A 25,428-nucleotide genomic window follows, 5' to 3' on the forward strand; every position below is an offset into this window, starting at 1 on the left:
CAGCAAAGCGGCGCCCATCGATTCATTAAAAATCAAATCCTCGCGCAGCGCTCCCAGCCTAAGCACACGAACCAGCTTCCTATATTTTACGACACGCCCCGACCTCCGATGCGAGCCGCCGCCGCGCGCCCGTCATTCGGAATAGACCACCTCGCCATGCAAGCTCAAACCGCGAGCGCATAAAGTCGCCGCTCATCGAATTCCGCTTGGCAAACAGGCGACGCCTATAGTAATTTGAATTTGTACAATTTCAAATAAAGCGCTATGGACATTCCCAGCATGCTGACCATCCATCGCCAGCCAGCCGCCATCCCCATGGCCGGGCACCCGGTGCGCGCCGGCTTCCCCTCCCCGGCCAGCGATCACATGGATAACGCCATCAACCTGCACGACTACCTGGTGGCCGACCCGCCGGCCACCTTCATGGTGCGGGTGCGGGGCGACTCGATGCGCGACGCCGGCATCCTGGACAACGACATCCTGGTGGTCGACAAAGGCCTGCCTCCCCGGCATGGCGACATCGTGATCGCCGTGATCGACGGCGAGTTCACCGTCAAGCGGCTGCACAGCAAGGAGGGCCGATGCCTGCTGCTCGCCGCCAACCCGGCCTACCCTGCCATTGAGCCCGCGGATGGCCAGGAGTTGCAGATCTGGGGTGTGGTGACCGCCTGCGTGAGGAAGCTGAAATGAGCGTTTTCGCCCTGGTGGACGGCAATAATTTCTACGCCAGCTGCGAGAGAGTGTTCCGGCCCGACCTAACGGACAAGCCCATCGTCGTGTTGAGCAACAACGACGGCTGTGTAGTGGCCGCCAGCGCCGAAGCCAAGGCACTGGGCTTCCAGATGTTCGGCCCTTACTTCGAAATCGCCGGCCTGTGCCGGAAACACGGCGTCACGGTGTTTTCCAGCAATTACGCGCTGTACGGCGACATGAGCCGGCGCATGATGGCGATACTGGCCCAGCACGCCCCCAGCCAGGAAGTCTATTCGATTGACGAGTGCTTCCTGGATCTGGCCGGCGTGTCCGACACCGATGCGCTGGCTCGGCGGATGCGGGAAGACGTATGGCGCCGCATCGGCATTCCGGTCAGCGTCGGCATCGGCCCCAGCAAAACGCTGGCCAAGCTGGCCAACCACGTCTCCAAGCGGGTGGAGGGCTGGGACGACGGCGTATTCGACTGGAGCTGGCTCTCCCCGGCCGAAATCGACGCGCTGATGGCGCGGCTGCCGGTCGGCAAGGTCTGGGGCGTCGGCCGCAAGTTGGCGGCCAAGCTGATCGACGAACATATCGATACCGCCCTGAAGCTGAAGCGCGCCGACCCGCGCTGGCTGCAGCGGAATTTCAGCGTGACGCTGGAACGCACGGCGGCGGAGCTGAACGGCGCCAGCTGCCTTAGCCTGGAAGACGCAGCGCAGCCGCGCCAGCAGATCATCTCCAGCCGCTCCTTCGGCGAAAAAACCGCCGACCTCGCCGTGCTCACCGCCGCCGTCAGCCATCACATCGCCCGCGCCGGCCAAAAGCTGCGCGAACAAGGCAGCGCGGCGCGGCTGGTCGGCGTCAGCGTGCGCACCAGCCCTTTCGGCGACGATCCCTACCACGGCTACACCGTGGTGCCGCTGATCCACCCCAGCGACGACACCATGGCGCTGGCCGGCGCCGCGATCGCGGGCCTGCGCGCCGTCTACCGCCGCGGCTTGCGCTATCAGAAAGCCGGCGTGGTGCTGATGGAGCTGTCCACGCGCGAGCGGCGGCAGGCCGATTTGTTCGCCGCCGCGCCAGATCCGCGCCGGCAGCGGCTGATGCGGACGCTGGATTCGATCAACCAAACCTACGGCCACGGTTGCGTCAAACTGGCATCCGAAGCGCTGACGCCCAATTGGGAAATGCGGCAGGACGTGCGGTCTCCCCGATACACCACCCAACTAAGCGAGCTATTGCTCATCCGCTAGCTCGCATCATCCATGCCAATCAGTATTAAATCAGCCTCTCAATAAAAACAAAATTGAGATGTTTAATTCAATGCGCCAAATCATAACCTTGCGTATAAGTAAAACTTACAAGCGAGAAACCAATTAAGCATTTAAACCTAAGCAGTTCCTCATATGGATAAAGCATGAGCATTAACTATCCTTGCTAAGGGCATATGCTCATTAATTCGAGGAGTCCATCATGGAACAACGCTACGTTATCCGCTCCACCCAAGACAACCGCTACTGCATCGGCGTCGTCGACGACACCAATGGCGGAAAAGTCGTATTGGCCAAGTACGAAAGGGGCGGCACCACCCGCACCCGCTGGACCCTGGATCCGTTCACCGGCCTGATTCGCTTGGCTTCGTCGGAACAACTGGTTCTGGACGCCACGCCCCAAACGCAAGGCACCCAACTGACCGTCACCAATTATCAGTTCGGCAAGAAAAGCCAGACTTGGGATTGGGTGAAAAAGCCGCAAACCATCATCAATAGCGGAAACGGCATGGTGGTGGACAATCAAGGCGCCGTCGTGGAGCTGGGCAATCCCATCATTCTGTATACCGATCACAATGGCAACAACCAGCACTGGGAATTCCAGGTGGTGGAAGTCGCGCTGTTCAAGACAGTCGCCGAAGAGGAAGCCGCAGGCGCGAAATAATATCGCGCGGCCGTTGCCGGCAGGATGTGCCAGCAATATCAAGGGAACGATGATTTCCGTACAGGAAACGCCTCGGCGCTTTGCTGCGCCGCCATAACCGCATTGCCCGCGGAAAACGCCGCCTGCTGCTTGGCTGGCAATACCCAGCCCCAAGCATATTTCGATGGCCGGCGAAGTTATTTCAATCCCTTGCGCAAACGCAGCCATTCCTTATCAGGATGTTTGGCAATCCAGAGCGGCGGCCACCCCCGCCGCTCATTGCCACTTCAAATGGATCCCATTCCAGGCCCGCGCCGTCAACGCTGCTCTTTCCCGTCGCCCCCCGCATGGAACCACCCGCTACCACGCCGCCAACCAGACAACCTAGACCTCCCGAAGCGCCGGCGCGCCGCCGGAGGCCTGCCATTCCGCCTGCTAATCAGATCATCCAACAGCTTGGACAACAGCTCCTCCGCGCAGCGCCGGAAGAAAGCCGATCTCCCGCCACGAACCCGGCATGCCGTCTCGCGCCGGCATCGCCGCGCCCGCAACTTTCACGCCATGGTCGTAGCGGCCACGCAACAGTGCATGTCTACAACATCTTGTGGCCGTCCAATCATGGGCAACAGCTGCTAGCGTATCCAGCGTTTCCTGCAATTTTCTGACAGCCTCATCCGCGCGCCATTTTATCCGCCAAAAATTTTCCCGCCCCGCAAAGCCAATAACGGCGCGGCTTTCCTCCCCGCAGCCAGATTCCCGGCCAAAGTCAAGACTTGAACTACATCCCCCCCACCACTAGAATTTGGGCAGATTTGACGGTGCTGACGGTACATCTTGTGTTTACCCACAGCCCGCACACAGCTTTTCAACAGAATTGTCCACAAGCTGACCTGTCCTCAAGAACGCAGCGCAGCCGGACGTAAACTTCTCTTTATCGAGGGATACATGCAACTGACCACCTTTGAAGGGCAAACCGCCGCGGAACTCGGCCGCGCAGCAGCGCCGCAAGCCGACTTCAGCCTGTACAAAACCATCCGACGCAATGGCGCGGTGGTGCCGTTCGAACCCGTCAAGATCTCCATCGCCATGACCAAGGCCTTTCTGGCGGTGATGGGGAATCAAGGCGCCACCTCCGCCAGCATCCGCGACAAGGTGGCCCAGCTGACCGAACAGGTGGTCAACGCGCTGATGCGCCGCAAGCCGGAAGGCGGCGCCATCCACATCGAAGACATCCAGGACCAGGTTGAACTGTCGCTGATGCGCTTTGGCGAGCACGACGTGGCCCGCGCCTACGTGCTGTACCGCGAACAACGCTCGCAAGAGCGCGCCGCCCGCGGCGAAGCGCTGACCAGCGTGCAGATCAACGTGCTGCGCAAGGACGGCCGCAAGCTGCCGCTGGACGTGGCCCGCCTGCGCGCCAACATCGAAGCCGCCAGCAAGAACCTGGCCGGCATCGACGTGGACGCCATCCTGGCCGAAACCCTGAAGAACATCTACGACGGCGTGCCGGAAGAAGAAGTGGGCAAGTCCGCCATCCTGGCCGCCCGCTCGATGATCGAACTGGACCCGGCCTACGATTACGTGACCGCGCGCCTGCTGATGGGCAACATCCGCCTGGAAATCCTGGGCGAAGCCGTGAGCCAGGACGAAATGGGCACGCAATACGCGCCCTACTTCGCCGACTACATCAAGAAGGGCATCGCCGCCGAGCTGCTGGACGAAAAGCTGGCCGAATACGACCTGAAAAAGCTGGGTGCGGCGCTGGACGCCGAACGCGACCTGCAATTCGGCTACCTGGGCCTGCAAACCCTGTACGACCGCTACTTCCTGCACGTGGACGGCACCCGCATCGAAATGCCGCAGGCTTTCTACATGCGCGTCGCCATGGGCCTGGCGCTGAACGAAGTGCACCGCGAAGACCGCGCCATCGAGTTCTACAACGTGCTGTCCAGCTTCGACTTCATGTCGTCCACCCCGACGCTGTTCAACTCCGGCACCCGCCGCAGCCAGCTGTCCAGCTGCTACCTGACCACCATCGCGGATGACCTGGACGGCATCTACGAAGGCATCAAGGAAAACGCCCTGCTGTCCAAGTTCGCCGGCGGCCTGGGCAACGACTGGACCCCGGTGCGCGCCATGGGCAGCCACATCAAGGGCACCAACGGCAAATCGCAAGGCGTAGTGCCCTTCCTGAAGGTAGTCAACGACACCGCCGTGGCGGTGAACCAGGGCGGCAAGCGCAAGGGCGCCGTCTGCGCCTACCTGGAAACCTGGCACGCCGACATCGAGGAATTCCTCGAGCTGCGCAAGAACACCGGCGACGACCGCCGCCGCACCCACGACATGAACACCGCCAACTGGATTCCGGACCTGTTCATGAAGCGCGTGATGGAAGGCGGCGAGTGGAGCCTGTTCTCCCCGTCCGAAACCCCGGACCTGCACGACCTGTACGGCCAGGCTTTCGAAAAAGCCTACACCGCCTACGAAGCCAAGGCCGCGCGCGGCGAACTGAAGGTGCACAAGCGCATCCCGGCCCTGAGCCTGTGGCGCAAGATGCTGACCATGCTGTTTGAAACCGGCCACCCGTGGGTCACTTTCAAAGACCCGTGCAACATCCGCAGCCCGCAGCAGCACATGGGCGTGGTTCACAGCTCCAACCTGTGCACCGAGATCACGCTGAACACCAATGACGACGAAATCGCCGTCTGCAACCTGGGTTCCGTGAACCTGTCCGTGCACCTGAAAGCCGATGGCAGCATGGACGCCGACAAGCTGCAGCGCACCGTTCGCACCGCGCTGCGCATGCTGGACAACGTGATCGACATCAACTTCTACCCGGTGAAGAAGGCGCGCAACTCCAACCTGAAGCACCGTCCGGTAGGCATGGGCGTGATGGGCTTCCAAGACTGCCTGCACATCAAGCGCGTGCCGTACGGTTCCAACGCCGCCGTGGAATTCGCCGACGAATCCATGGAAATGGTGGCCTACTTCGCCTACCTGGCCTCCACCGAGCTGGCCGAAGAGCGCGGCCGCTACCCGTCGTACAGCGGCAGCCTGTGGGACCGCGGCGTGCTGCCGCACGACAGCATCAACCTGCTGGCGGCCGAGCGCGGCGGCTACCTGGAAGTGGACCGCACCGAGCGCATGGACTGGAACAAGCTGCGCGAGCGCATCAAGCAGCACGGCATGCGCAACAGCAACTGCCTGGCCATCGCCCCGACCGCGACCATCGCCAACATCATCGGCGTGTCCGCGTCCATCGAGCCGACCTACCAGAACCTGTTCGTGAAGTCCAACCTGTCCGGCGAATTCACCGTCACCAACGAATACCTGGTGCGCGATCTGAAAGCCGCCGGCCTGTGGGATGAAGTGATGGTTGCCGACCTGAAGTACTTCGACGGCAGCCTGGGCCAGATCGACCGCGTGCCGGCCGAACTGAAAGCCATCTACGCCACCGCCTTCGAAGTGGACCCGAAATGGCTGGTGGAAGCGGCCTCCCGCCGCCAGAAGTGGATCGACCAGGCTCAGTCGCTGAACCTGTACATGGCTGGCGCTTCCGGCAAGAAACTGGACGAGCTGTACAAGCATGCCTGGCTGCGCGGCCTGAAGACCACCTACTACCTGCGCACCCTGGCCGCCACCAGCGCCGAGAAATCCACCGGCCGCGGCGGCGAGCTGAACGCCGTATCCAGCCAGGCGCAAGCCGCGCCGGCAGCCGCGGTGGACAACACCCCGGCCACCGACGCCAAGTTCTGCAGCATCGACAACCCCGATTGCGAGAGCTGCCAATAAGGCAGGTTTCGTAGGGTGGAACACCCCGCAAGGGGCGTTCCACCGACTCGGACAAGGCCATCCTCAAGCCGCTTGCCAAGCAGGCGGTTTCGGGATGAGCAAACCAGGCCAAGGGCCCGCGCCCGACAGCCAAGAAACAAAACTCGCAGGGTGGATACCCCGCAAGGGGCGTTCCACCGAATGGGCAAAACCTCTCGCGAGGTTAAGCCAAACCGGGAGGCGCAAGCCTCCCCATCCTCAAGCCGCTTGGCCTCCAGGCGGTTTCGGGATGCAAGACCCGGCCCCGCGCGGATAGAAGCGGACTGGAAAAATGCCGTACCCCGACACAGTGACGAGACGAAAGCCCCGCAATGAGCCTGGAAGCATTTTTCGAGCAATACCGACAAGGCTATTCGCAGCTGGACGTGGATGCCGTGATGTCGCACTTCACCGTGCCCTTCACCACCATCCACCACGGCGACCTGGCCTGCTGGCAAGACATGTATTCATTGCGCGCCACCACCTCGGCCCTGCTGGAGTGGTACCGCGCCCAAGGCTTCGCCGGCGCGACGCACCAAGTGGAAGGCGTGCTGCCGATGGGCAACGACGCCGCCTGCGCCACCCTGATCTGGACCGTGGAGCGCAACGGCCAGCCGCCCTGGCGCTACCGCACCGGCTACCACCTGAAACGGACGGCCGGCCAATGGAAGATTTACGGCGTGGTGCAATACGACACCGCGCCGGAACAGCAGACGATGGCCCAGCCGTCGTCGCAGCCGCCAGTCGAAGCCGGCTGACGCGAAACGTGCCGGCCGGGTCCGGCTGGCACGGCAACAGGCAGCGCCATGGGAGGGTCAGATGCAGACATTTGAAAACATCGGCATTACCGGATTTTGCGAAGAAAAATCGCACAACCCGGACAAGCAGTTCCTGCTATTCAACATGTACCTGCACCTGAGCGCCGCGCCGCCCAACGAGTGGAAAGACTTTTTCAGCGAATCCCGCCGCCTGCCCCGCGCCCAACTGTGGCGCAAGGCCTGGATAGAAGGCGACACCCTGGTGGTGTACTGCCAGCCGGAAGAGCTGCAGCAGGAAATCGAAGAGTTGAAGGAAGACCTGGCCGTGGCCAATCAGCAATACCGCCAATTACAGGCGCTGCGCATCCAGCGCCGGCGGCTGCAAGAGCAAGTGGAGCAGGAAGAGGCCTGTGAACGCAGCCTGATCCGCCAACTGGCCCAGCAACTGCGCTTTTAGCCGCGGGAGACGCCATGAGCACCACCGCCTATTACCTGCTGCGCAAGAGCGTGAGCGGCCGCAGGCCCCTGGTGGCCGACGCCGGCGCCCATACCCTCAGCGTGCAGGCCGCGCCGCCGGACGAAACGCCTTCCGCGCCCGGCAGCATAGAAATCACCCGGCAAAGCCAGCTGCAGCCGGCCCAGGCCATGCAGGCCCAGGCCCCGCAGCCGGAAAAAGCCGTAAAATCCGCATAAGCAACCGCCGCGCCCCGCGCGGCAAAACCAAGAATCAGGAGCACCCATGCTGAATTTCGAAGACGCCGTCCCCGCCCCGTCCGCCGCCCCCTCCTCCATGGACGCCCATGGCAACGGCCGCGTAAACGTGGTGGACAAGAAGGTGATCAACGGCACAACCGACGTCAACCAGCTGGTACCGTTCAAGCACAAATGGGCTTGGGAAAAGTACCTGGCGCAGTGCGCCAACCACTGGATGCCGCAGGAAGTGAACATGCAGCGCGACATCGAACAATGGAAAACCGGCCAACTGACCGAAGACGAAATGCGCGTCGTCAAGCGCAACCTGGGTTTCTTCGTCACCGCCGACTCCCTGGCCGCCAACAACATCGTGCTGGGCACCTACCGCCAGATCACCAGCCCGGAATGCCGCCAGTTCCTGCTGCGCCAGGCCTTTGACGAAGCCATCCACACCCACGCCTACCAGTACATCGTGGAAAGCCTGGGCCTGGACGAAGGCGAAGTGTTCAACGCCTATCACGAAGTGAAGTCTATCCGCGACAAGGACGAATTCCTGATCCCGTTCATCGACGTGCTGTGCAACCCGGAATTCAAAACCGGCACCGTCGAAAACGACCAGAAGCTGCTGAAGTCCCTGATCGTGTTCGCCTGCATCATGGAAGGCCTGTTCTTCTATGTCGGCTTCGTGCAGATCCTGGCCCTGGGCCGCCAAAACAAGATGACCGGCGCCGCCGAGCAGTACCAGTACATCCTGCGCGACGAGTCCATGCACTGCAACTTCGGCATCGACCTGATCAACACCATCAAGCTGGAAAATCCGCTGCTGTGGACCGACAGCTTCAAGGCCGAGATTGTCGAGCTGTTCAAGCAAGCCGTGGAGCTGGAATACGCCTACGCCGAAGACACCATGCCGCGCGGCGTGCTGGGCCTGAACGCCAGCATGTTCAAGGAATACCTGCGCTTCATCGCCAACCGCCGCATGCAGCAGATTGGCCTTGACCCGCTGTTCCCGGGCGTGAACAACCCCTTCCCGTGGATGAGCGAGATGATCGACTTGAAGAAGGAGAAGAACTTCTTCGAGACTCGCGTCACCGAGTATCAGACCGGCGGGGCGTTGAGCTGGGATTGATTTGTTTTTCTGCGTCGAGCGACACATAAGCTTGCCAGAACGACAGATAAGCTCACACTCGACGACACATATGGCTGCACGCCACATTAAAAAGCCCGCATATGCGGTAATGCCGTTCATTTAAGGATTTCCGGGCGACTTTTCTGGCCTTGAGAGCACAGGAATCCACAAAAAGAGCACCGTTTTCCATGCATGGAGACGGTGCTTTTCTCTTAAGTGAACGGCATTACCGCATATGCGGGCTTTTTAATTGAAATTCCCGTATGTCAGCACGGGTTTTCAAACAAATCAGAACAATCCTTCCAATTCCGCTCTGCTTGTCCAATTTATAACACCCTCTGGGAGCTCCCCAAGTCCCAGCAGACCCAGTAGAAGTTTCTTGATAATCTCATGTTTATCAGGATCTTTCATCATCTCCATTGCGTTCTCTGGCTTCCCACTATCAATAATCTCTCCAAAGTATGCACTTTCAAAATTATGAATAGAGGCAAAAACCTTGGAGTGAGCCGACATAGCATCTAATATTTTCCAATTATTAGTCCAGGCAGGATTCACAATTTCTTGCTCTTCTATCTTGTAATTCCCATCGGGCAACTTGGTTTTTTTTGTTTTCTTTGCCTTGGGGGTGTCGGTGTCGTGCAATACGACATATTGTTTTTTGAAGTGATTGAGAACCTTCATTAGAGATGCAACTTGCACTTTTCCACGTGCCCGAACCACCAGTATATCTTTTAGCTCATCCATCTTTTGAATCAATTCATTGAAAGCAGTATACTCCGTGTCTCCTTCGACCAAAATTACTCTGCCACCAAAAAAGAACTCAAGAACATGCGGGTCAATCAAATTGAGAAGCTTCATGTTCTCTCGTTCATCAGCGGAGAGCTTTACCTCATCAGCGGAAAACAACGTTGTAGATGCTACGCTAGCACCAATTTTCTCGACCCGGATTATCTTTGTGTGATCCTTGGATAGATCGATGAAACTTGGGGAGTGAGTCGTTATCATCACCTGCCAGTCTGAACCACTCGGTAAACTATACAGAACATCACAAGCATCCCTCACGGCCTGTGGGTGAAGGCTTATCTCAGGTTCATCAAGAAGCAGCACATGGCCACTTCTATTTTGAATGGTTTCATACTTCTTGCCCTTAACCTTTCCCGAGGCAGAGTAGCCCATATCAGCCAAAGCCTTAAGAACTGCCCACATAAGAGTTCTGCGCGCCCCGCTGCCATGATTTTCTATAGGATATAACTCATTGGGCGTTCCAAATGAAATTTCAAGATCTTCGGCATCAAATATTTTCAATCCGATCTCTTTTTCTGCATCGCCAACACCAAGTGTTAATTGGTGTCCAGCTATAACCTTTGAAACATATTTATTAATATTCTCTGCAATATCACTCAACCCTTCCTTGCTCGCCTCGATGAATTCTTTTTTTATTGCTGTAAAACGTTCTGTCAAACCAGATATTCCGGCTTCTCCATCTTTAGGGATGTAGGACTTTATTTTTTCCTCTAGCAAAATATCCATTACCAAGGATTTAATAGCATCAGACTGCTCTTGTGGGTTATCGAAGGTACCAATTCTATGTACTTTTGGCCTCCTGGCCATTGCAACATTATCAGTTGCCCACGGTTGTTTAGGCTTGCTGCTATCATCTGCCCATTCAGCCAAATCTACACGGAAGCCCAATCTAACCGGCTTACTCCCGGCTTTAAATGGCCATGTCCATCTCTCCTTAACTCTATATAGCAAAGGGTCGTCATTGATTTTTTCACACCAAGAAGCCAGATCCGGAGCCGCCTCTTGGTCGACCAAAGTATGAATTTCCACTTCCGGCAGGTTACTAGCATCAGGTTCCATGCCTGGGTAATCATCAATTGATAGCTGCTCGCCTCCCACTGCCGCTTCATACGCCCTTAGGATAGTGCTTTTCCCAGCATTGTTCTCCCCGACAAGAACAACGATATCATCCAAACTTACTTCTATGGGGTTCGATCCGATTGATCTGAAGTTTTTAATAATTAATTTTTCCAACTTGACAAACATATATTTTCCTTTGCTTGGTTGTTACTGAAAGTTAATTGCGGAGAATCCTGCACCACTAGATTTTGTTATTTTCACCTGCACAGCGATTCTTTCTTTCATGGCATCTACATGACTAATAACACCAATCATCTTCCCTGAAGAGTTAACTATGTCCAGCGCATCAAGTGCGATTTCCAAAGTCTCGGCATCAAGCGTGCCAAAACCCTCATCCAAAAACAGCGAATCAATCGATGTCTTATGACTCACCAAATCAGACAGCGCCAAAGCCAGCGCCAAGCTGACCAAGAAGCTCTCTCCGCCAGACAATGTTCGGGTGTCACGGGTGACGTCGGCTTGCCAGGTATCCACAATTTCCAGTTCCAACTCACCGCTGCTCTTGCGCTGCAAGAGATAGCGGCCGTGCAGCCGCTCCAGATGACGGTTGGCCAGATGCATCAGGTGGTCAAGCGTCAGCCCTTGGGCAAACTTGCGGTATTTGTCGCCCTCTTTCGAGCCGATCAGACTATTGAGCCTTTGCCAGATGTCTACGTCGGCGGCCTGTTGCTCGATCTGCTGGAATAGCGCTTGCTGGTTTTCGCGGCGCTGCGCGTCGTCCCGCAGCAAGGCATGCAGAGCGCCCTGTTCGCTGGACAGGGTTTGTCGCTGCCCGTCTTGCGCCGCCAGCGCCTCATCCAGCTCGCTTAGGCTCAGCGGTGTGCGATTTTGCTGCTGTAGCGCATGTAGGCTGGCATCTGCGCTTTGGCGTACTGCCGCGCTGCGTTCCAGCGCTGCAGTCAGCTGTTGCTGCCGGCTGCGCAGACGCAGGCGTTCTTCGGCGGGCAGCTGTGCCAGCAGGAAAGCATCTGTATCGGCGAAGGGGCTGGTTTGCAGCGTGGCCGACCAAGCAGCCTCCGCCTCGCCGCACTGCTGATGCAGCAAGGCCAGGTCCGCGCTTAACTGGCTTTGCTGGCCCTGCAGCTTGGCGACTTGCGCAGTCAGCGCCTCTATCTCTTCGGCGCAGCGGACAAGGGATGGCTCGTCGATCTCAGGTTTGGCTTGGCCGCTTGGCGCTTCGGCATTCTGTTTACGCCAGCGGCTCTGCCAGCCTTCAGCAAGCTGGGCTGCTTGCTCATGGCGGCTTTGCAGCTGGAGCAGCTCAGCCTGCTGCAATTGCTGTGCACGCTGCCTGGTTTGCCATGCCTGCCAGTCCTGCTGACGATCGACCAGCCATTGCGCCATGTCGTCCGCCACGGCAAAGCCGCTGCCAGCGATGGCTTCTTGCAGTTGCTCGCGGGCTTGCTGCGCTGCCCGGCTTGCCTGCCCTTGTTGTGCGGTCAGCGCCTTCATATCTTGCATGGCATGCAAAGTGGCCTGCTGTAGCAGCTCATACTGCTTTCCTACCTCCTGCAACATCTGGACACTATGGTGAACTTGCTGCTGGGCAACAGCCAACTTCTGTTCTGCTTGCTCCGCTTGCGCCAACTGGGCTTTCAATTCGGCTTCGTGCTGTACTGCCTTGGCCAGCCCTTGCTGCAGTTTGTCTTCCTGCGGCCAGTCGTTGTCGCCTAGCCCAAGCGGCGTAGCCTGGTCGCGCCAAGCAGTTGCGGCCTGCAGTTGTGCCTGCTCCAACGACTGCACTGCTTCCTGCTGCTGTTGCAAACGGCCTTCCAGCTTGGCCAGCTCGCCTTTGGCAGCATTGCCTTGCTCTTCCAGCTGCGTGAGTGCGGCCTCTTTTTCCTGCAGTGCACGCTCGGTATCGGACACGTTCAGCTGTTGGTAGGTTTGGATGCCAGGGTGTTCGTGCGAGCCGCACAAGGGGCAGGCCTCGCCCGGCTGCAGCGCGGCACGGTGTGCTTCCAGGCTCTGGATGCGTTGCTCCTGCGCCAGCAACTTGCGTTTGTCGTCTACCTGTTCTTTCATCTGGCGGTAATCGCGGCGCAGCGTGTCGAGCAGTGTCTGCTGCGCAGCCAGTTGCTGCTGAGTCTCAGTGATCGCGGCTTGCTGCTGTGCTTGCTGGTTGGCGTGTTGACGCTGCTGTGCGGCCAACTGCAGCAGCTGTCGCCAAGACTGCACCTGTTGCTGTGCGCCCATCCAGCTGGTGCGCAGCTCGGCAAGTGTTTGGCCGTGGCAAATGTTGGCCACAACCTGTTCAGCGGCTTGGGCGACAAGCAGTTTTTGCTCGTGCTCCTTTTGGGCTGCATTCAGCAGTGTTTTCTGTTCGCCCAGGCTGAGTTCGGTCGCTTCCAGTTCGCGCTGCTGTGCCTGTAACTGGTTATGCAACTGCTGTACGGCGTGCTGAGCCTGCTGAATCTGGCTGAATTGGCTCTGCCAACCGCTGAGCTGTTCGCCTAGTACTGCAAAATGGCCATGTTCTGCCAGCCAGGTTTGCAAGGCCTGCAATTCGTCATGTGCGGCTGTGTACTGCTGCCTGGCGTGATCAGCCAGCCCAGTTGCGATGGTGTTGGCCTGCCAGTGGGCGATAACGGTCTGTTGCTGGCTATCAGTCAGTGTGGCCTGCACTTTGTCCAGCGCACTTCGGGTCTGATCCCGTCTTGCCTGCGCGTCTTGCCAAGCCTGATAGACGGGGCGCATCGCCTCGGCAGGCTCGCTCTGTTGCAGGCGTTGCAATTCGGGTTCAGCTTCATCCAGTGCCATCCGGGCCGCCTGTTCGCCCTCTCGTGCCAGTGCAGCTGCCTGTTCTGCCTGAATCAGCTCATGACGCCACTGGCGCAAGGCTTGCGTCTGCGTTTGCTGACTCTGCAGCTCGACCAACTGCTGAGTCAGCGTGTCGATTTGCTGCAGCATGGATTGCCGCCGCTCTTCCGGCAGCAGTTCCACACCATCCGCCCGGGCTTTCAACTGGTCCAGCGCCTGCTTGGCGTCGCGGGCCTGCTCGAATACGCGTTGGGAGATCTGGCCATAGATATCTGTGCCGGTCAGCTCTTCCAGCAATTCGGCACGTTCATTGGCGCTGGCATTGAGGAAGGCAGCAAAGCCGCCTTGCGCCAGCATCATGGACTTGGTGAAACGGGCAAAATCCAGGCCGGTAATTGCCTCAATACGCTTCAGTTTGTCGTTGATCTGGCTTGTCAGGATGTTGCCGGCACTATCGGCCAGTTCGACCTTGGGTGCCTGTAAAGCACCATCGGCCTTGTCGCGGGCTCGACGCTGGCTCCAGAACGCGCGGTATACCTGCCCCTTTACCTCGAATTCCACCTCGGCCAAGCAGTCCGCCGTGTGGCGGGTCATGATCTCGTTGGAGGAGGCAGAGATGGTCTTGAGACGAGGCGTTTCGTGGTACAGCGCGAGACAGATAGCGTCCAGCAGCGTGGACTTACCAGCCCCGGTAGGCCCGGTAATGGCAAACAGTCCGTTGTCCTTGAACGGTGGCTGAGTGAAGTCGATTTTCCACTCGCCCTTGAGCGAGTTGAGATTCTTCAGGCGCAGGGTCAGGATCTTCATGCTGTTCCCTCCTGCAAGCTGGTCACAATGCTGCGGTAGCGTGTTTCCAGCTGTCCCCGCAACGCTTCATCCAGCTCCTCCTGTTCCAGCCGCTTGTTGAACACGTCGAATGGCGTCAACTCATCTAGCGTCTCTTTGGCGGCGGCTTGCAGGGCGGCCACCGCATTGCCGCGATCCCGGCGCAAGCGCAGCAACTCCACCGGCAAGCCTTCGGTCATGCTCTGGATTCGAGTTTGCAGATCCGACAGATAGTCGTCCCCTTTCACCATCACTTCCAGCCAGACCGGCTGCTCGGCACGGCCCTGCTGGGCCGCCTCCTGGATTGCAGCTTCCAGTTCTTTAAGGTCACCCTTGATCGAGACCAATTGCTGGAAACGCGGAACCGGTAGCGCCGTCACCCCCATTAGGCCGATATCGTCCACGTCCACCAACAACACTTCCTTTTGTTGGCTGGCTTCGTCAAAGCCTAAGGGGATGGGTGAACCGCTGTAGCGGATGTGATCCAGCCCGCCTACCTTTTGTGGCCGGTGGATATGGCCGAGTGCGATGTAATCGGCCGGAGGGAAAGCGGTGGTCGGGAAAGCCTCTAGGGCACCGACATAGATCTCGCGCACTGACTCGCTGGCGCTGGCGCCCACAGTCGTCAGGTGCCCGGTAGCGATGATGGGCAATGGCAGGCGTAGCGTGTCGCGCTTGGCGCAGGCCCGTTGGTACACGGCCTGGTAGTGCTGATGGATAGCTTCCTGCAGCGAAAGCTGCTTTTCTTCCGCGCTCTGCCCGGCTTGGCTTTGAAGCACGTCGCGCGGGCGAATAAACGGTATCGCACAGACGATGGCCCCAGGACTGCCATCACGTTTGTTCAGCACCAGCACCTGGTTATCAAGGTTTTCTTCGACCGCGGGGATGACGGTGGTACTGAGATAGGACAGCAAAGGCCGGCTCTCACCCAGGGTAGCGACCGAATCGTGGTTACCGCCCAGCATGAGCAAGGAGGTACCGGTGTTGTGTAGCTCGACTACCAGCTGGTTATACAGCTCACGCGCATAGCTGGGCGGCGCGCCGGTATCGAAGATGTCGCCGGCGATGATCACGGCGTCGACGGCATGGTCACGGACTTGCTGGATCAGCCAGTCGATGAAGGCTTGGTGCTCAGCTTGGCGGGTCTTGCCCATGAAGTGCTGACCAAGGTGCCAGTCGGAGGTATGGAGAATGCGCATCGGGATATAGGCAAATTAGACGTTGAGGACATTCTAACAACCCTGACGTGCCAACAGCATAACTGTTCTCCGATCTCAACAACATGATCTTTGTCATGCATTCTGGATTATCTACGCCACCCTCCCCATCATTTAGCTGGCTAAACGCTTAGCAGTCCCGGGTTGGTCGTTGCTGAGGGGCGGCAAGGAAACGAACGAAAAACAGCTGAAATTAACTTAATTGCATGTTTTGCAAGGAGATTTCAACATCGCACAACCCGATCTCCGGCTCAACGTTTTTGGACTGCATCACAGTGGTGTTGCCGTACTGCTATGAAAGGGCGATGTACTATAAAACCCGCGCCGAACAAGGCTTTTCAGGCATAAGGCGTGATAACTCGTGATTATCCCGCCTGATAAATCCCGGCAAACGACCGGAATCGAGCTGCTGAAACGGTATGTAATTACATGGTACGTATCACGGTACGATTGCAACGGCTGTTTTTCGTGAATCCCTGCCAACCCTCGACCTGATTCTCCACTTGCCCTTTCTCCCAGCCCGAAGCCGGCGTGCAGGCCACCGGCTCGAACAGGTAGTGATTGGCCAAAGCCAGGTGGCGACTGTTGAAGCGGCGGGACTTGCCGGTAAAGATGGCGTCCACCACCGTCTTAAGGTTGTCGTAGATCATCTTGCGCGGAGTGCCGCCAAAGAAGGCGAAAACCTGGACGTGGGCATCCAGCACCATTTCCTGGGTTTCGCGCGGATAGGCGATGACGAAAGGCTGGCGGCTATAGGCCAGCCGGAAGTGCGCCAGCTTGATGGTCTGGGTGATGCCGCCGAGTACCACCTGTTCGTAGCTCCAGTCGAATTGGCAGACCTCGCCGGGCGCGAAGAGCAGCGGGACGAAGGCCTGCTTCGGCGTGAGGGTGCCGGGCTTGGAGGCCTTCCTGGCTTTGACGTGGCGTTGAATGCTGTCGTAGGCACCGGCATAGCCTTCGGCCTGCAGGCATTCGAGCAGGCGACGGGCGGTACGCCGCTGTGCCTTGGGCAGATGGCTATCGCGCTCAAGCCATTGGGTCAATGTTTCGATGAAGGCGCCGAGTCGTGGATGGCGCGGCTGACGCTGATATTGCGGAGCGTCGGTGGTCTTGAGGTATTTCTTGACGGTGTTGCGGGAGAGGTTGAGGGAGTGGGCAACGGCGCTGATGCTCTCGTTGCCACCAGGTGACGGCGTCGGATCTTGCCGATGGTTTCCATGCAAATCACTCCAGGTTTGCCCTCGCCAAAAAGGCGAAGTGTGGCACATGCCCGGGGTGGTCAAAATTGGATGCTGTTTACCCCGGGAACCTGGTCACTTTTGCACGCTGTTTAACAGACCTTACTCCCCTAAGGTACTTGCAGTCGCAGTATCGGCGAGTCAAATTGGGTACGAGCTCGGTCTCCCCTTACAGGTCAGCTGCTGCGCGACGAGAATAATCGTCGATGACGGTGAGCAGGCTCGGCCAACCTCGCCCCTCGTCGCTGAACACTTCCCCGTGCTCTTCCATAATAACGAAACTCCTTCCTTGATCTCGGATGCTCTGAGAGACCGCGTGCCCAAGCCGCTGATCCCCATATGGCAGGACAGGTACTGTTACGTGATCTCGATAGCGCGGATTCCGAGTGAAGAGTCGACTCGCATGAGTATGCAGTAGGCACGACACAGCCGGGCAGGAGGCAAAGATCACAGCTGCTTCGACTGCATCTGACGAGGGAAGAAACTCGCCGGAGTATGTTATCTCGTTACGATCAGGGTCGAAATGCGTGACCTTCGATACGCGGCGAAGATCAAGATTAGCCTTATTGGTCTTGGTAGCTGTGATCAAAAATCCATCATTGGTTCGGATCGCGAAATACCCATCACTTGGAGCGCGCAAGTACAAGTGGTGGCGGCGGTACACCTCCGATGCGGAAAGGAAAAAGTCACGCGCATCTGAAGTGGAGCCGTCTAATACCGGCTCAACAGATAAACAGCGGGCCCGGTACTTTACGCGTACCGAGTCGCAGACTGCGTTCTCTACTAGCTTATGGACAGACACACACAGGCGACCAGCCGCGGATTTTTCGTCCGGTCGAATGAAGTTAATCCGACCTTTGTAGGCCGACTTGGATTGCTCAACCGCATCTTCGAATCCAAGCATTTCCATCTCATCCCTGTAGGAAAAGGCCAGACTAATCGTTGTGAATCTTTCTAGTGCGGTAGCTGCCGCCTGCACAAGATTCACCTGATAAGGCCCATTGCAGCGCCAGATCATGTGTTGAATGAGAACGCCCTTGGGTGCGCTTGAAGGAAGCTCTTCCTCCGGGACAAATTTGAATCCGAATATCACTCCCGCCCTGGCGATTGCGTCAGCTAGGGTGCCATTATCTGGCGTATTGTCTACCAATGTGACAAAAACCTCCTCGCGTCTCAATGGACGCCGGTAATCAAACATCGTTTTGCTCCCGTATGACAAGAACTTCGGATCCCAAGAATGCTCCGGCCTCATCCGTTAGCACCTCTACGCTTAAGTGAGGAGGTGTGACCCTTTTGATCGCACCAATCGAGTGGATCCATTCGGTGGACAGATAGTCTTGTATCGATATCACGCGATCACTTTGGCGACGCTCAATACGCACTACCATCTGCGCTAGCAAGTCTTCTCTGCCCCATTCGATCTTGTTATATGGCCAGATACAACAGATCTGCTCGGCCCCCATGGCTACCTGTCGCTCGCGTATCTCCAGCTCCTCCAAACCATTAAGGAGCATGGGGAGATTGTGGAGCTCAAGCACTATGCATCCACCTGGCGCAAGTCGAGTCACCAAGGTTGCGAAGAAGTTAGGCAGTAAATCCGGCTCGATGTATCCCAGTGAGTATCGAAGGCCGAGTATGAGGTCATACTCGTCAGTTGGGTCCAATTCCCAGACCGCTTGCGGCAGCAGTCCCACTAAGTACCGGTCGATGACTCCAGATGAACTGGCAAGTCGCGCCATAGCAGGGGAGCTATCTATACAGGTCACCTTAGCCTGATGCGTCCGTGCAAAATGGATTCCGTGATAGGCAGGACCTGCAAACAGTTCGAGTACTCGTAGAGGCTTCTGTGATGTAATCAGATCTCCCAAGAATTCGCATTGAAGAGAAAAATCTCTGTCTCGAGATAAAACTTCATATAGATGGGCATCGTTCTCATAAAAGGAGGCAATGTCTTTTCGGCACTCAAGCATCTAGATCTCCCATTGCCGGCATGTCAATCTCCTTAAGGCAGCATGCAGATGACACGCTTAGGATCAATCGGATAACAGCCCTGAAGTCTTCAATGGGAATACGTCTACTACCGTATCTCTCTAAGGCTGCATCTATCCCATCGCGCCATGGCACGTCAGATGCTATGCCTCCAGGTGATATGACAGTGACGGTCACTCCATCGGGCCGGAAGTACTGGCGAAACGAGTGCACCGCTCCCCGTAAACCGAACTTAGAGGCCGCATATGCCGCACGAGGACCAGTGGCATTCTCCAGTGCAGCAGTGGAAGCAATAGCAACGACCTTACCGCGTGATTTACGCAAGTTTGGAGCCAAGGATTTCACCGAAGCCACGAACGCAGATGTATTGATCGCCAGGACCCGATAGATCTCTTCATCCGAAGCAGTCGCGATATCAGGATTTGTTTCCCAAGTACCTGTACAAAACAGCAGCAGATCAACACCTTCTTCTCCAATACAGGACGTGATCGCAGCGACTTCGGAAGGGTTGGCCAAATCGCAAGGGATCCAAATGCGGTCGACCCCATCTTGCAGATGCAATGCTGTTGGCTCAGATCTGTTCACCAGCCAGACACGATCACCGGCTATCGGCAGCCCCTCAGCGAGTCCCGCACCTAGGCCAGAGCTTGCCCCCAGAATGACCATCCTCATCACTTTGCCTCTGCTACAACTCCACCCGGAATCACAGAGTCCCAGCCGTGATCTTCCAGTGCGATGGTTAGGCCACCACGGGCGATATGGACAGCATGGTCAGGATAGGTCATGGTCTCTCGGAACCGCTCTGGCAGCATAGCGTAGGTTGCCATGACCTTTTCGTAGACCCAATTAATTGATGAGCTCAAGCGGTTTATCTGCATGTTGCCCTGCTCAAATTGGGATAGTGCATACTCAAGTATCTCGACCCCAAGTGGCCAAAGTATATTGAACCATTTGTCCATTGCGACTACATCTCCCTCACTAGAGCACTCTCGGGCTTCATTGAGCTCTGCGATTTTCGTTGCAATCTCATAGAACCCGAGTCGGCAAACCTCAATTAGTGGTTCAAGCTGCGGGTCGAAGGTAACGCCTAAGTGATTGGGCTGTCCCCTCTTGTATACCATCCAGCGCAGATACGTCTGTTCGCTAAGAGGACGAAGCAGTTCATCCCGCCAGCTTGACTCGAAACTGAAGAGGAAATTCGGTATCCCGAGCATTTTGGTGTTGCCTCGGGCCAGCCGTTTCAGACGCTTTAAGTTCTCTCGGAGCGTGTCAACCGTCGTGGAGCGGTTGAACAACATGAAGCTCAAGTTCACCAGTATCCCATGGCTGGTGAGGCGTTCCACGCAAGCCACAACGTCGTCGGCACGCACTCCCTTTTTTAGCGCCCGCAGATCTACGTCCGCCAAAGACTCGACACCAATAAACACATATACGAGACCGGCCCGTTGCAGCAGATTGAGATCCCCAAACTTCGAAATCGTGTCCGCCCTTGCGAAAATACCGAATTTGACGGTTGGTACTCGCCTAGCAAGTTCGTTCAGCAGCGTAATAGTCCTCTGCCGATCGTTTTCTAGCGCACCAAAGAATTCAGAATCGTGAAAGAGGATATTCGTAATCCCGATAGACTCGTACATCATCAAATCATGCAGAATGTCAGAAACGGTACGCAGCGACCATCTAGAGGGATAATTCTCGCCCGCGTTGATGAAACAAAAGCCGCACTTGAAGTGGCATCCGCGAGATGATTCGAGAGAAGCGCGACGTCTAGCGTACTGATGCGGAGCCAGCGGAATCGTCGGCAGATACGGTAGCGCCCTCAGCCCGGATGTAAACGACGGACCATCAGTGCTAACGCCCAATGCATTTGCAAGCATCCTCTCGTCGTGCTGAACCAGTCGGACATTCGACGACCAGTCGTAGAAAGCATGTAAGCGCGCAGTCTGACCATAGAGCAGGATGGGCGTGTCCGTTTCAACAGCCAGGGATGCAGCAAGCCGTCGAGCGTAATGCACATTCGATCCGGTCTCCCGCACACTAAGTACATAAGCGGACACATGAGGATCGATCAGCGCGTTGAAGTTGCATCGACGGTCTAGATGGAAGTCGTGTACGTCATACTCTCGAACCCCCACTGCATCCAGATAGCCAAGCGCATACGTGATGATCGCGTCCTCACGTACATCGGCCATGCTGTAAGACGACGTATGAGGGGCGCGGATGAATCGCAAGTGCATTCTAGCGGCAGTCATGGGCCAACAACGTCGCCAATGAAGAGAGAGCGAGTATTGGCGTCAGCACCTGCTGCGGAACTCTGCTGAACTTGAATATGAATGCCCGTTGCACCTGATTCCGCCATAACTTTGGCGATCACTTTCTGTAGGGCCGCATAGGTCGCGGGTGACACAGAGGCGAGCGAACCTCCGTCCAGTGCTAGTGTGTAGGGGCTCTTCGCTTTAGGCATGGACTTCTCCTGTTGGGCTGCACATTATGTAAATCAACCTAGTACAAATGCAGGAGGCATACAAACCCTTTATCGGACTTTTTCGCCTTGACCACCACCCACCGTCGGCCTTCCGTCCATTTTTCGCTGAGCTGACTGGTCAGATATTTCAGGCGCCTCCCATTGAGGGTTGGCAGGGATTCACGAAAAACAGCCGTTGCAATCGTACCGTGATACGTACCATGTAATTACATACCGTTTCAGCAGCTCGATTCCGGTCGCTTGCCGGGATTTATCAGGCGGGATAATCACGAGTTATCACGCCTTATGCCTGAAAAGCCTTGTTCGGCGCGGGTTTTATAGTACATCGCCCTTTCATAGCAGTACGGCAACACCACTGTGATGCAGTCCAAAAACGTTGAGCCGGAGATCGGGTTGTGTGATGTTGAAATCTCCTTACAAAACATGCAATTAAGTTAATTTCAGCTGTTTTTCGTTCGTTTCCTTGCCGCCCCTCTTGCTCCGTGCCGGGGGCGTCGAAGTTGCTCACCCTGAACAAGTGTTTCCACTGGTGAAAATGCAATATATATTGCATTATGGATCAATAACTTACGTTTGACATATCATCTAGTTATAACTACTCTGGTCGTACTTGATAGCACCACCAGAGATTCAGTCGTGAGTCCCTTTTCCAGATACCTACATCAGCTCCGTATGCAGTATGGAATTCGCCAGTCTGAGCTTGCTGAGCTGATTGGTTATGAGCAGAGCTACATCTCTGCGTTGGAGGTTGGCAGCAAGGGGCCACCAACTGAGGAGTTCGTCGAACGGCTCATCCAATCGATAGAACTCAACCCCACCGAACAAGACGAGCTGCGCAAGGCTGCTGCAGCCTCCCATCGAAAACTCGTCATCCCCGCTGACGTCCCTGAAGAGACCTATTGGTTGCTACAAGACTTTCGTGCGCATCTTGCAGAATTGCGCCCAGTACAGATCCGGTTGATCCGGGAGATTTTGGGTATCCAGAGCGAACTCGGCCGTAACGTATCCGAACCGGTAAGAAGGCTTAGACGTCGGCAGAACAAGGAGGACATTGAAATGTAAAACGGGACAAACCTTGCGGCTTGCCCCGTGGGTAAGTATCTGACGACACTCAGTTTAGCAACTCCAGTATCGTCACCCCACGCACACTCGTCAAGCCGCACGCTCTCTTCTCAACCTGAAAACCTCGGGTATCTCACCCGAGGATGGGCATTGTTACGCCTAATTTCAGGCATATCCAATCCGTGTAATGGCACTGATGGGGCTAACTGCGCCCTGTCAGGGCCTACTGGAGACGTGTCATGCTGCACCCATTTCATCCAATGCAGAAGCTTGCAGAACAGTTATTACAACAGGCAGAGGAGGCATTCGCCGAACAGCCTGACCAGGCAGGCGTAGTCCATGGCCGACGACGCATTACGCAAGGGGCACGAGGTCGTCGGACGTCGCTGTTTCCAAGCCGTAAAAATGGGATCACGATCGCCCTCGAGAGCCAGGCGGAAGCATCCCATTGTCTTTTGCTCGAGCAAAACAAGCATGTCATCGGGTATCGGTGCCAACCCCTCGAAATACCATACGCGCCAGGACGGCGCTATTACCCAGATTTTTTGACCCGCACCCACGATGGACGCTGGCGCGTGAGTGAAATTAAACCCGATAAGCGGCACCTTGATGTAGAAAACCAGCAGCGCTTTGAGACCGTTAGTACTCTATTGGCTCATTGCGGTTTTGAGTTCTACCTGGTGGATAATAACGACCTGCCAAGAGGTACGCATCTAGATAACCTGTACTGGTTGTATTGCCGATCTGCCACTCGCTCCTGGGCAGCTCAAGAAATCGAGTTGGCACAGCAGCTTCTCAGTAATCACTCCCACCCCACGACGTTCGGGGAAGCCCAATCACAACTCATACGCGAAGGGCTCCCTCCATCGCTTGTGGAATACCTGCTTTTTCACGGTCAGCTGGCAGCCAACTTTGACAGGCTTATCCAACTAGGCACACCGGTGTGGAGTGTGGCATGAGTCAGACCCACAGCCCCAAAACAGGAATGCGGTTCATCATTCATGGCTGCGAATTCGAAATCACATACGTAGCCCATGGCTGGGTCCGCTATGCCGGGACAATCGGTGGAAAACCTTATCGCATCCCGTACGAGCGCTTCGTGGAGATGCAAGGATCTGGCTCACTCCAGATTCGACCACAAGAATCTGCGCGAATCTCGGCTGAAGGCCATGCTTTGAAAATTTCGGAGCAAACCGAGGAAGAGACGCGAGCCACGATACGAAGAGCCCGTTACGTTGAAGCTGCCATAGCACAGTTGACCCACCCTCGTTCAATCAAGCAGCTTACTGCATTTATCCCGGCACTGGCTTCACAGCTGGAAGATGCCACCCCACCCACCCCGCGCATGGTTTGTCTATGGGTGAAAAAATATTTTGATGCCGGTCGGGTCTCTAATGCATTTGTTAGCCAAAAAAACAAGCGGGGCAACCGCACTCTGCGGTTTCCTCCCGATGTGGAAATTTTAATCACCGAGGGTATTCAGCAGATCTATCTACAGCCAGAGAGACGAGACTGCAAGGACGTTTTGGCATTCGTTGTCGGCAAACTCGCGGAACAGGGAGTGCTGACAAAGGGTGGGACCTCACTTCGCATACCGACGTTGCGCACAATACAGCGCCGAGTGAAAGCGCTCGATCCCTACGTCGTGGCGCGTGCACGAAAAGGCAAAGAGGCCGCGGAACGAATTGCACGCGCGGCCGGTAGACAGATCATCAGCCCCAGGCCAATGTTCCTGGTTCAGATCGATACCCACTACTTGGATATCACCCTCCGAGATCCGGATACCGGTGAGATCATTGGCCGGCCTTACCTAGTTTGCATCATTGATGTGCACACACGGGTAGTAGTGGGAGTTTACATCAGCATGCTGCCGCCATCGGCCACCACTACCTTAGCGGCCGTCAAGGACATGCTGACCCGGCTCGGCCGTGGGTTGCCAGGAGGCGTCCCGGTCAAAATCATCCCGGACAATGGCGTTGAATTCAAAAACTCTGCCTTCGTCAGGTTGTGCGCTCGGCTAGGGATCATTATCAATCCTGCCGAGATTCGTGACCCCAACGATAAGCCGCATGTTGAATCGTTTTTCCGCACCCTGACCTATTTCCTCGTCCAAAAGTGCGCAGGAACAACCTTTTCCAACCCCGTTGCACGTGGCGATTACGACTCGCACCGTAAGGCGGCCTTGATGCTCGAAAAATTGATCGAGTACATCAACGAATGGATCGACAATGTCTACCACCAAACCATTCACACCCGTACCGGACGAGCGCCAATCCTTGCCTGGAAAGATGCCACTCAAAATTGGGAGGCACCGATCTTTGAACCGGAAGAAGTTGACGCCATCGCTCGCCGCCCTGAAACACGCACAATTCATCGCGGGCGTGTTGTTGTTGACCACATTGAATACTTTTCACATGCACTCGCAACACTGGAAGCACTCAAGGAGACGCGTGTCACCGTATTAGTCAATGAACTGGATCTTCATGAAGTCTATATTGAGCACCCGTCCGAACGCGGTGTGCTGATCCGCGCCGAATCTACAAACCCCGACTACACGCACGGGCTGACTTGGTATGAGCATCAGGAAGCTCAAAGAATCAAGGCGGCCTTAACTGAATCGGACCGACAGCGCCTGGGCCCCTACTGCGATCTTCTAGCGCGGTGGACCTTGTTTCAGAAGATCCAAGCAGACTCCACCTTGGCACGACGTCAGATTGCTCGCCTCACCAATGGCAAGGGCCGGCAACAACCACAGATACCGGCCGCTCCGATCGAGGCTTTATCCCCACTCTTCTTAGAACAGCAGCAAACCATCGCCTCTGTACTACCAGAACAACCGTCCCCGCAACTTCCGCCCCACCCGGGTGACTTGCCATCAGCGCCAGCTGGCAACGCGGTAACCAGCTACGAAGTCATCGATCTGGAGTAAAAA

At 56.6% G+C, this 25,428-nt stretch carries 19 protein-coding genes and 1 pseudogene; 11 read left to right on the forward strand and 9 right to left on the reverse strand.

Annotated elements, in window-relative coordinates:
• Positions 1-279 precede the first annotated feature (279 nt).
• The 8 genes from LQR33_RS06910 (at position 280) to LQR33_RS06945 (ending at position 9,000) form a co-directional block, all read left to right on the forward strand.
• Complete coding sequence (locus tag LQR33_RS06910; RefSeq protein WP_231178190.1) at positions 280-690, forward strand: LexA family protein; 411 nt, start codon at positions 280-282, stop codon at positions 688-690.
• Complete coding sequence (locus tag LQR33_RS06915; RefSeq protein WP_231468093.1) at positions 687-1,949, forward strand: Y-family DNA polymerase; 1,263 nt, start codon at positions 687-689, stop codon at positions 1,947-1,949. The genes LQR33_RS06910 and LQR33_RS06915 overlap by 4 nt, the downstream gene beginning before the upstream one ends.
• A 220-nt stretch (positions 1,950-2,169) precedes the next feature.
• Complete coding sequence (locus LQR33_RS06920) at positions 2,170-2,631, forward strand: RICIN domain-containing protein (protein WP_166440558.1); 462 nt, start codon at positions 2,170-2,172, stop codon at positions 2,629-2,631.
• Between the two features lie 924 nt (positions 2,632-3,555).
• Positions 3,556-6,402: a ribonucleoside-diphosphate reductase subunit alpha gene (locus LQR33_RS06925; RefSeq protein WP_231468095.1), complete on the forward strand. Its 2,847-nt coding sequence runs from the start codon at positions 3,556-3,558 to the stop codon at positions 6,400-6,402.
• Positions 6,403-6,752: 350 nt separating this feature from the next.
• Positions 6,753-7,178: a nuclear transport factor 2 family protein gene (locus LQR33_RS06930; RefSeq protein ID WP_231468096.1), complete on the forward strand. Its 426-nt coding sequence runs from the start codon at positions 6,753-6,755 to the stop codon at positions 7,176-7,178.
• Between the two features lie 61 nt (positions 7,179-7,239).
• Positions 7,240-7,635 (forward strand): hypothetical protein, encoded by a 396-nt coding sequence (locus tag LQR33_RS06935; RefSeq protein WP_166440561.1) that lies wholly within the window; start codon positions 7,240-7,242, stop codon positions 7,633-7,635.
• 14 nt (positions 7,636-7,649) lie between these two features.
• Entirely contained in the window at positions 7,650-7,871 is a 222-nt protein-coding gene (locus LQR33_RS06940; RefSeq protein WP_021476703.1) for a hypothetical protein, read from the forward strand.
• A gap of 46 nt (positions 7,872-7,917) precedes the next feature.
• Positions 7,918-9,000 (forward strand): ribonucleotide-diphosphate reductase subunit beta, encoded by a 1,083-nt coding sequence (locus LQR33_RS06945; protein WP_021476702.1) that lies wholly within the window; start codon positions 7,918-7,920, stop codon positions 8,998-9,000.
• 288 nt (positions 9,001-9,288) lie between these two features.
• On the opposite strand, the gene LQR33_RS06950 is transcribed toward LQR33_RS06945, so the two are convergent.
• The 9 genes and pseudogenes from LQR33_RS06950 to LQR33_RS06990 form a co-directional block, all read right to left on the reverse strand.
• Positions 9,289-11,049, reverse strand: coding sequence for an ATP-dependent nuclease (locus LQR33_RS06950; RefSeq protein ID WP_231468098.1), 1,761 nt, complete (start codon positions 11,047-11,049; stop codon positions 9,289-9,291).
• Between the two features lie 21 nt (positions 11,050-11,070).
• Positions 11,071-14,490 carry an AAA family ATPase gene (locus LQR33_RS06955; protein WP_231468100.1) on the reverse strand — a complete coding sequence of 1,140 codons (3,420 nt, stop codon included), beginning with the start codon at positions 14,488-14,490 and terminating at the stop codon, positions 11,071-11,073.
• Positions 14,487-15,707, reverse strand: a complete 1,221-nt coding sequence (gene sbcD, locus LQR33_RS06960; RefSeq protein ID WP_269326214.1) for an exonuclease subunit SbcD — start codon at positions 15,705-15,707, stop codon at positions 14,487-14,489. The genes LQR33_RS06955 and sbcD overlap by 4 nt, the downstream gene beginning before the upstream one ends.
• A 506-nt stretch (positions 15,708-16,213) precedes the next feature.
• Positions 16,214-16,993 (reverse strand): annotated as a pseudogene (gene istA / locus LQR33_RS06965) (IS21 family transposase); the annotation flags it as partial.
• A gap of 139 nt (positions 16,994-17,132) precedes the next feature.
• The gene (locus LQR33_RS06970; protein WP_231468106.1) at positions 17,133-18,161 is read right to left on the reverse strand and encodes a class II aldolase/adducin family protein; all 1,029 of its coding nucleotides are present in this window, start codon (positions 18,159-18,161) and stop codon (positions 17,133-17,135) included.
• A complete protein-coding gene (locus LQR33_RS06975) occupies positions 18,154-18,933 on the reverse strand; it encodes a class I SAM-dependent methyltransferase (RefSeq protein WP_231468108.1) in 780 nt (259 codons plus the stop codon). The genes LQR33_RS06970 and LQR33_RS06975 overlap by 8 nt, the downstream gene beginning before the upstream one ends.
• A complete protein-coding gene (locus LQR33_RS06980; protein WP_231468110.1) occupies positions 18,926-19,624 on the reverse strand; it encodes an SDR family NAD(P)-dependent oxidoreductase in 699 nt (232 codons plus the stop codon). Before LQR33_RS06980 ends, LQR33_RS06975 begins: the two co-directional genes overlap by 8 nt.
• On the reverse strand, positions 19,624-21,180 hold the full coding sequence (locus LQR33_RS06985) for a B12-binding domain-containing radical SAM protein (protein WP_231468112.1): 1,557 nt from the start codon (positions 21,178-21,180) through the stop codon (positions 19,624-19,626). Before LQR33_RS06985 ends, LQR33_RS06980 begins: the two co-directional genes overlap by 1 nt.
• Positions 21,181-21,197: 17 nt before the next feature.
• A complete protein-coding gene (locus LQR33_RS06990) occupies positions 21,198-21,413 on the reverse strand; it encodes a hypothetical protein (protein ID WP_231468114.1) in 216 nt (71 codons plus the stop codon).
• 657 nt (positions 21,414-22,070) lie between these two features.
• Between LQR33_RS06990 and LQR33_RS06995 the strand changes: the two genes are divergently transcribed.
• From LQR33_RS06995 to LQR33_RS07005, 3 genes are all read left to right on the forward strand, one after another.
• On the forward strand, positions 22,071-22,496 hold the full coding sequence (locus LQR33_RS06995) for a helix-turn-helix domain-containing protein (RefSeq protein ID WP_331282862.1): 426 nt from the start codon (positions 22,071-22,073) through the stop codon (positions 22,494-22,496).
• A 239-nt stretch (positions 22,497-22,735) separates the two neighbouring features.
• Positions 22,736-23,455 carry a TnsA endonuclease N-terminal domain-containing protein gene (locus LQR33_RS07000; protein ID WP_231468118.1) on the forward strand — a complete coding sequence of 240 codons (720 nt, stop codon included), beginning with the start codon at positions 22,736-22,738 and terminating at the stop codon, positions 23,453-23,455.
• Positions 23,452-25,425, forward strand: a complete 1,974-nt coding sequence (locus LQR33_RS07005; protein WP_231468120.1) for a Mu transposase C-terminal domain-containing protein — start codon at positions 23,452-23,454, stop codon at positions 25,423-25,425. The genes LQR33_RS07000 and LQR33_RS07005 overlap by 4 nt, the downstream gene beginning before the upstream one ends.
• Positions 25,426-25,428: the final 3 nt, after the last annotated feature.

Source organism: Chromobacterium piscinae, assembly GCF_021129175.1.
Classification (GTDB): Bacteria; Pseudomonadota; Gammaproteobacteria; order Burkholderiales; family Chromobacteriaceae; genus Chromobacterium; species Chromobacterium piscinae.

What these genes read in the sequence shown, in the direction of transcription:
- LQR33_RS06910 (WP_231178190.1), top strand. Translation starts at nt 280, where the DNA reads ATGCTGACCATCCATCGCCAGCCAGCCGCCATCCCCATGGCCGGGCAC.
- LQR33_RS06915 (WP_231468093.1), top strand. Translation starts at nt 687, where the DNA reads ATGAGCGTTTTCGCCCTGGTGGACGGCAATAATTTCTACGCCAGCTGC.
- LQR33_RS06920 (WP_166440558.1), top strand. Translation starts at nt 2,170, where the DNA reads ATGGAACAACGCTACGTTATCCGCTCCACCCAAGACAACCGCTACTGC.
- LQR33_RS06925 (WP_231468095.1), top strand. Translation starts at nt 3,556, where the DNA reads ATGCAACTGACCACCTTTGAAGGGCAAACCGCCGCGGAACTCGGCCGC.
- LQR33_RS06930 (WP_231468096.1), top strand. Translation starts at nt 6,753, where the DNA reads ATGAGCCTGGAAGCATTTTTCGAGCAATACCGACAAGGCTATTCGCAG.
- LQR33_RS06935 (WP_166440561.1), top strand. Translation starts at nt 7,240, where the DNA reads ATGCAGACATTTGAAAACATCGGCATTACCGGATTTTGCGAAGAAAAA.
- LQR33_RS06940 (WP_021476703.1), top strand. Translation starts at nt 7,650, where the DNA reads ATGAGCACCACCGCCTATTACCTGCTGCGCAAGAGCGTGAGCGGCCGC.
- LQR33_RS06945 (WP_021476702.1), top strand. Translation starts at nt 7,918, where the DNA reads ATGCTGAATTTCGAAGACGCCGTCCCCGCCCCGTCCGCCGCCCCCTCC.
- LQR33_RS06950 (WP_231468098.1), bottom strand. Translation starts at nt 11,049, where the DNA reads ATGTTTGTCAAGTTGGAAAAATTAATTATTAAAAACTTCAGATCAATC.
- LQR33_RS06955 (WP_231468100.1), bottom strand. Translation starts at nt 14,490, where the DNA reads ATGAAGATCCTGACCCTGCGCCTGAAGAATCTCAACTCGCTCAAGGGC.
- sbcD (WP_269326214.1), bottom strand. Translation starts at nt 15,707, where the DNA reads ATGCGCATTCTCCATACCTCCGACTGGCACCTTGGTCAGCACTTCATG.
- LQR33_RS06970 (WP_231468106.1), bottom strand. Translation starts at nt 18,161, where the DNA reads ATGTTTGATTACCGGCGTCCATTGAGACGCGAGGAGGTTTTTGTCACA.
- LQR33_RS06975 (WP_231468108.1), bottom strand. Translation starts at nt 18,933, where the DNA reads ATGCTTGAGTGCCGAAAAGACATTGCCTCCTTTTATGAGAACGATGCC.
- LQR33_RS06980 (WP_231468110.1), bottom strand. Translation starts at nt 19,624, where the DNA reads ATGAGGATGGTCATTCTGGGGGCAAGCTCTGGCCTAGGTGCGGGACTC.
- LQR33_RS06990 (WP_231468114.1), bottom strand. Translation starts at nt 21,413, where the DNA reads ATGCCTAAAGCGAAGAGCCCCTACACACTAGCACTGGACGGAGGTTCG.
- LQR33_RS07000 (WP_231468118.1), top strand. Translation starts at nt 22,736, where the DNA reads ATGCTGCACCCATTTCATCCAATGCAGAAGCTTGCAGAACAGTTATTA.
- LQR33_RS07005 (WP_231468120.1), top strand. Translation starts at nt 23,452, where the DNA reads ATGAGTCAGACCCACAGCCCCAAAACAGGAATGCGGTTCATCATTCAT.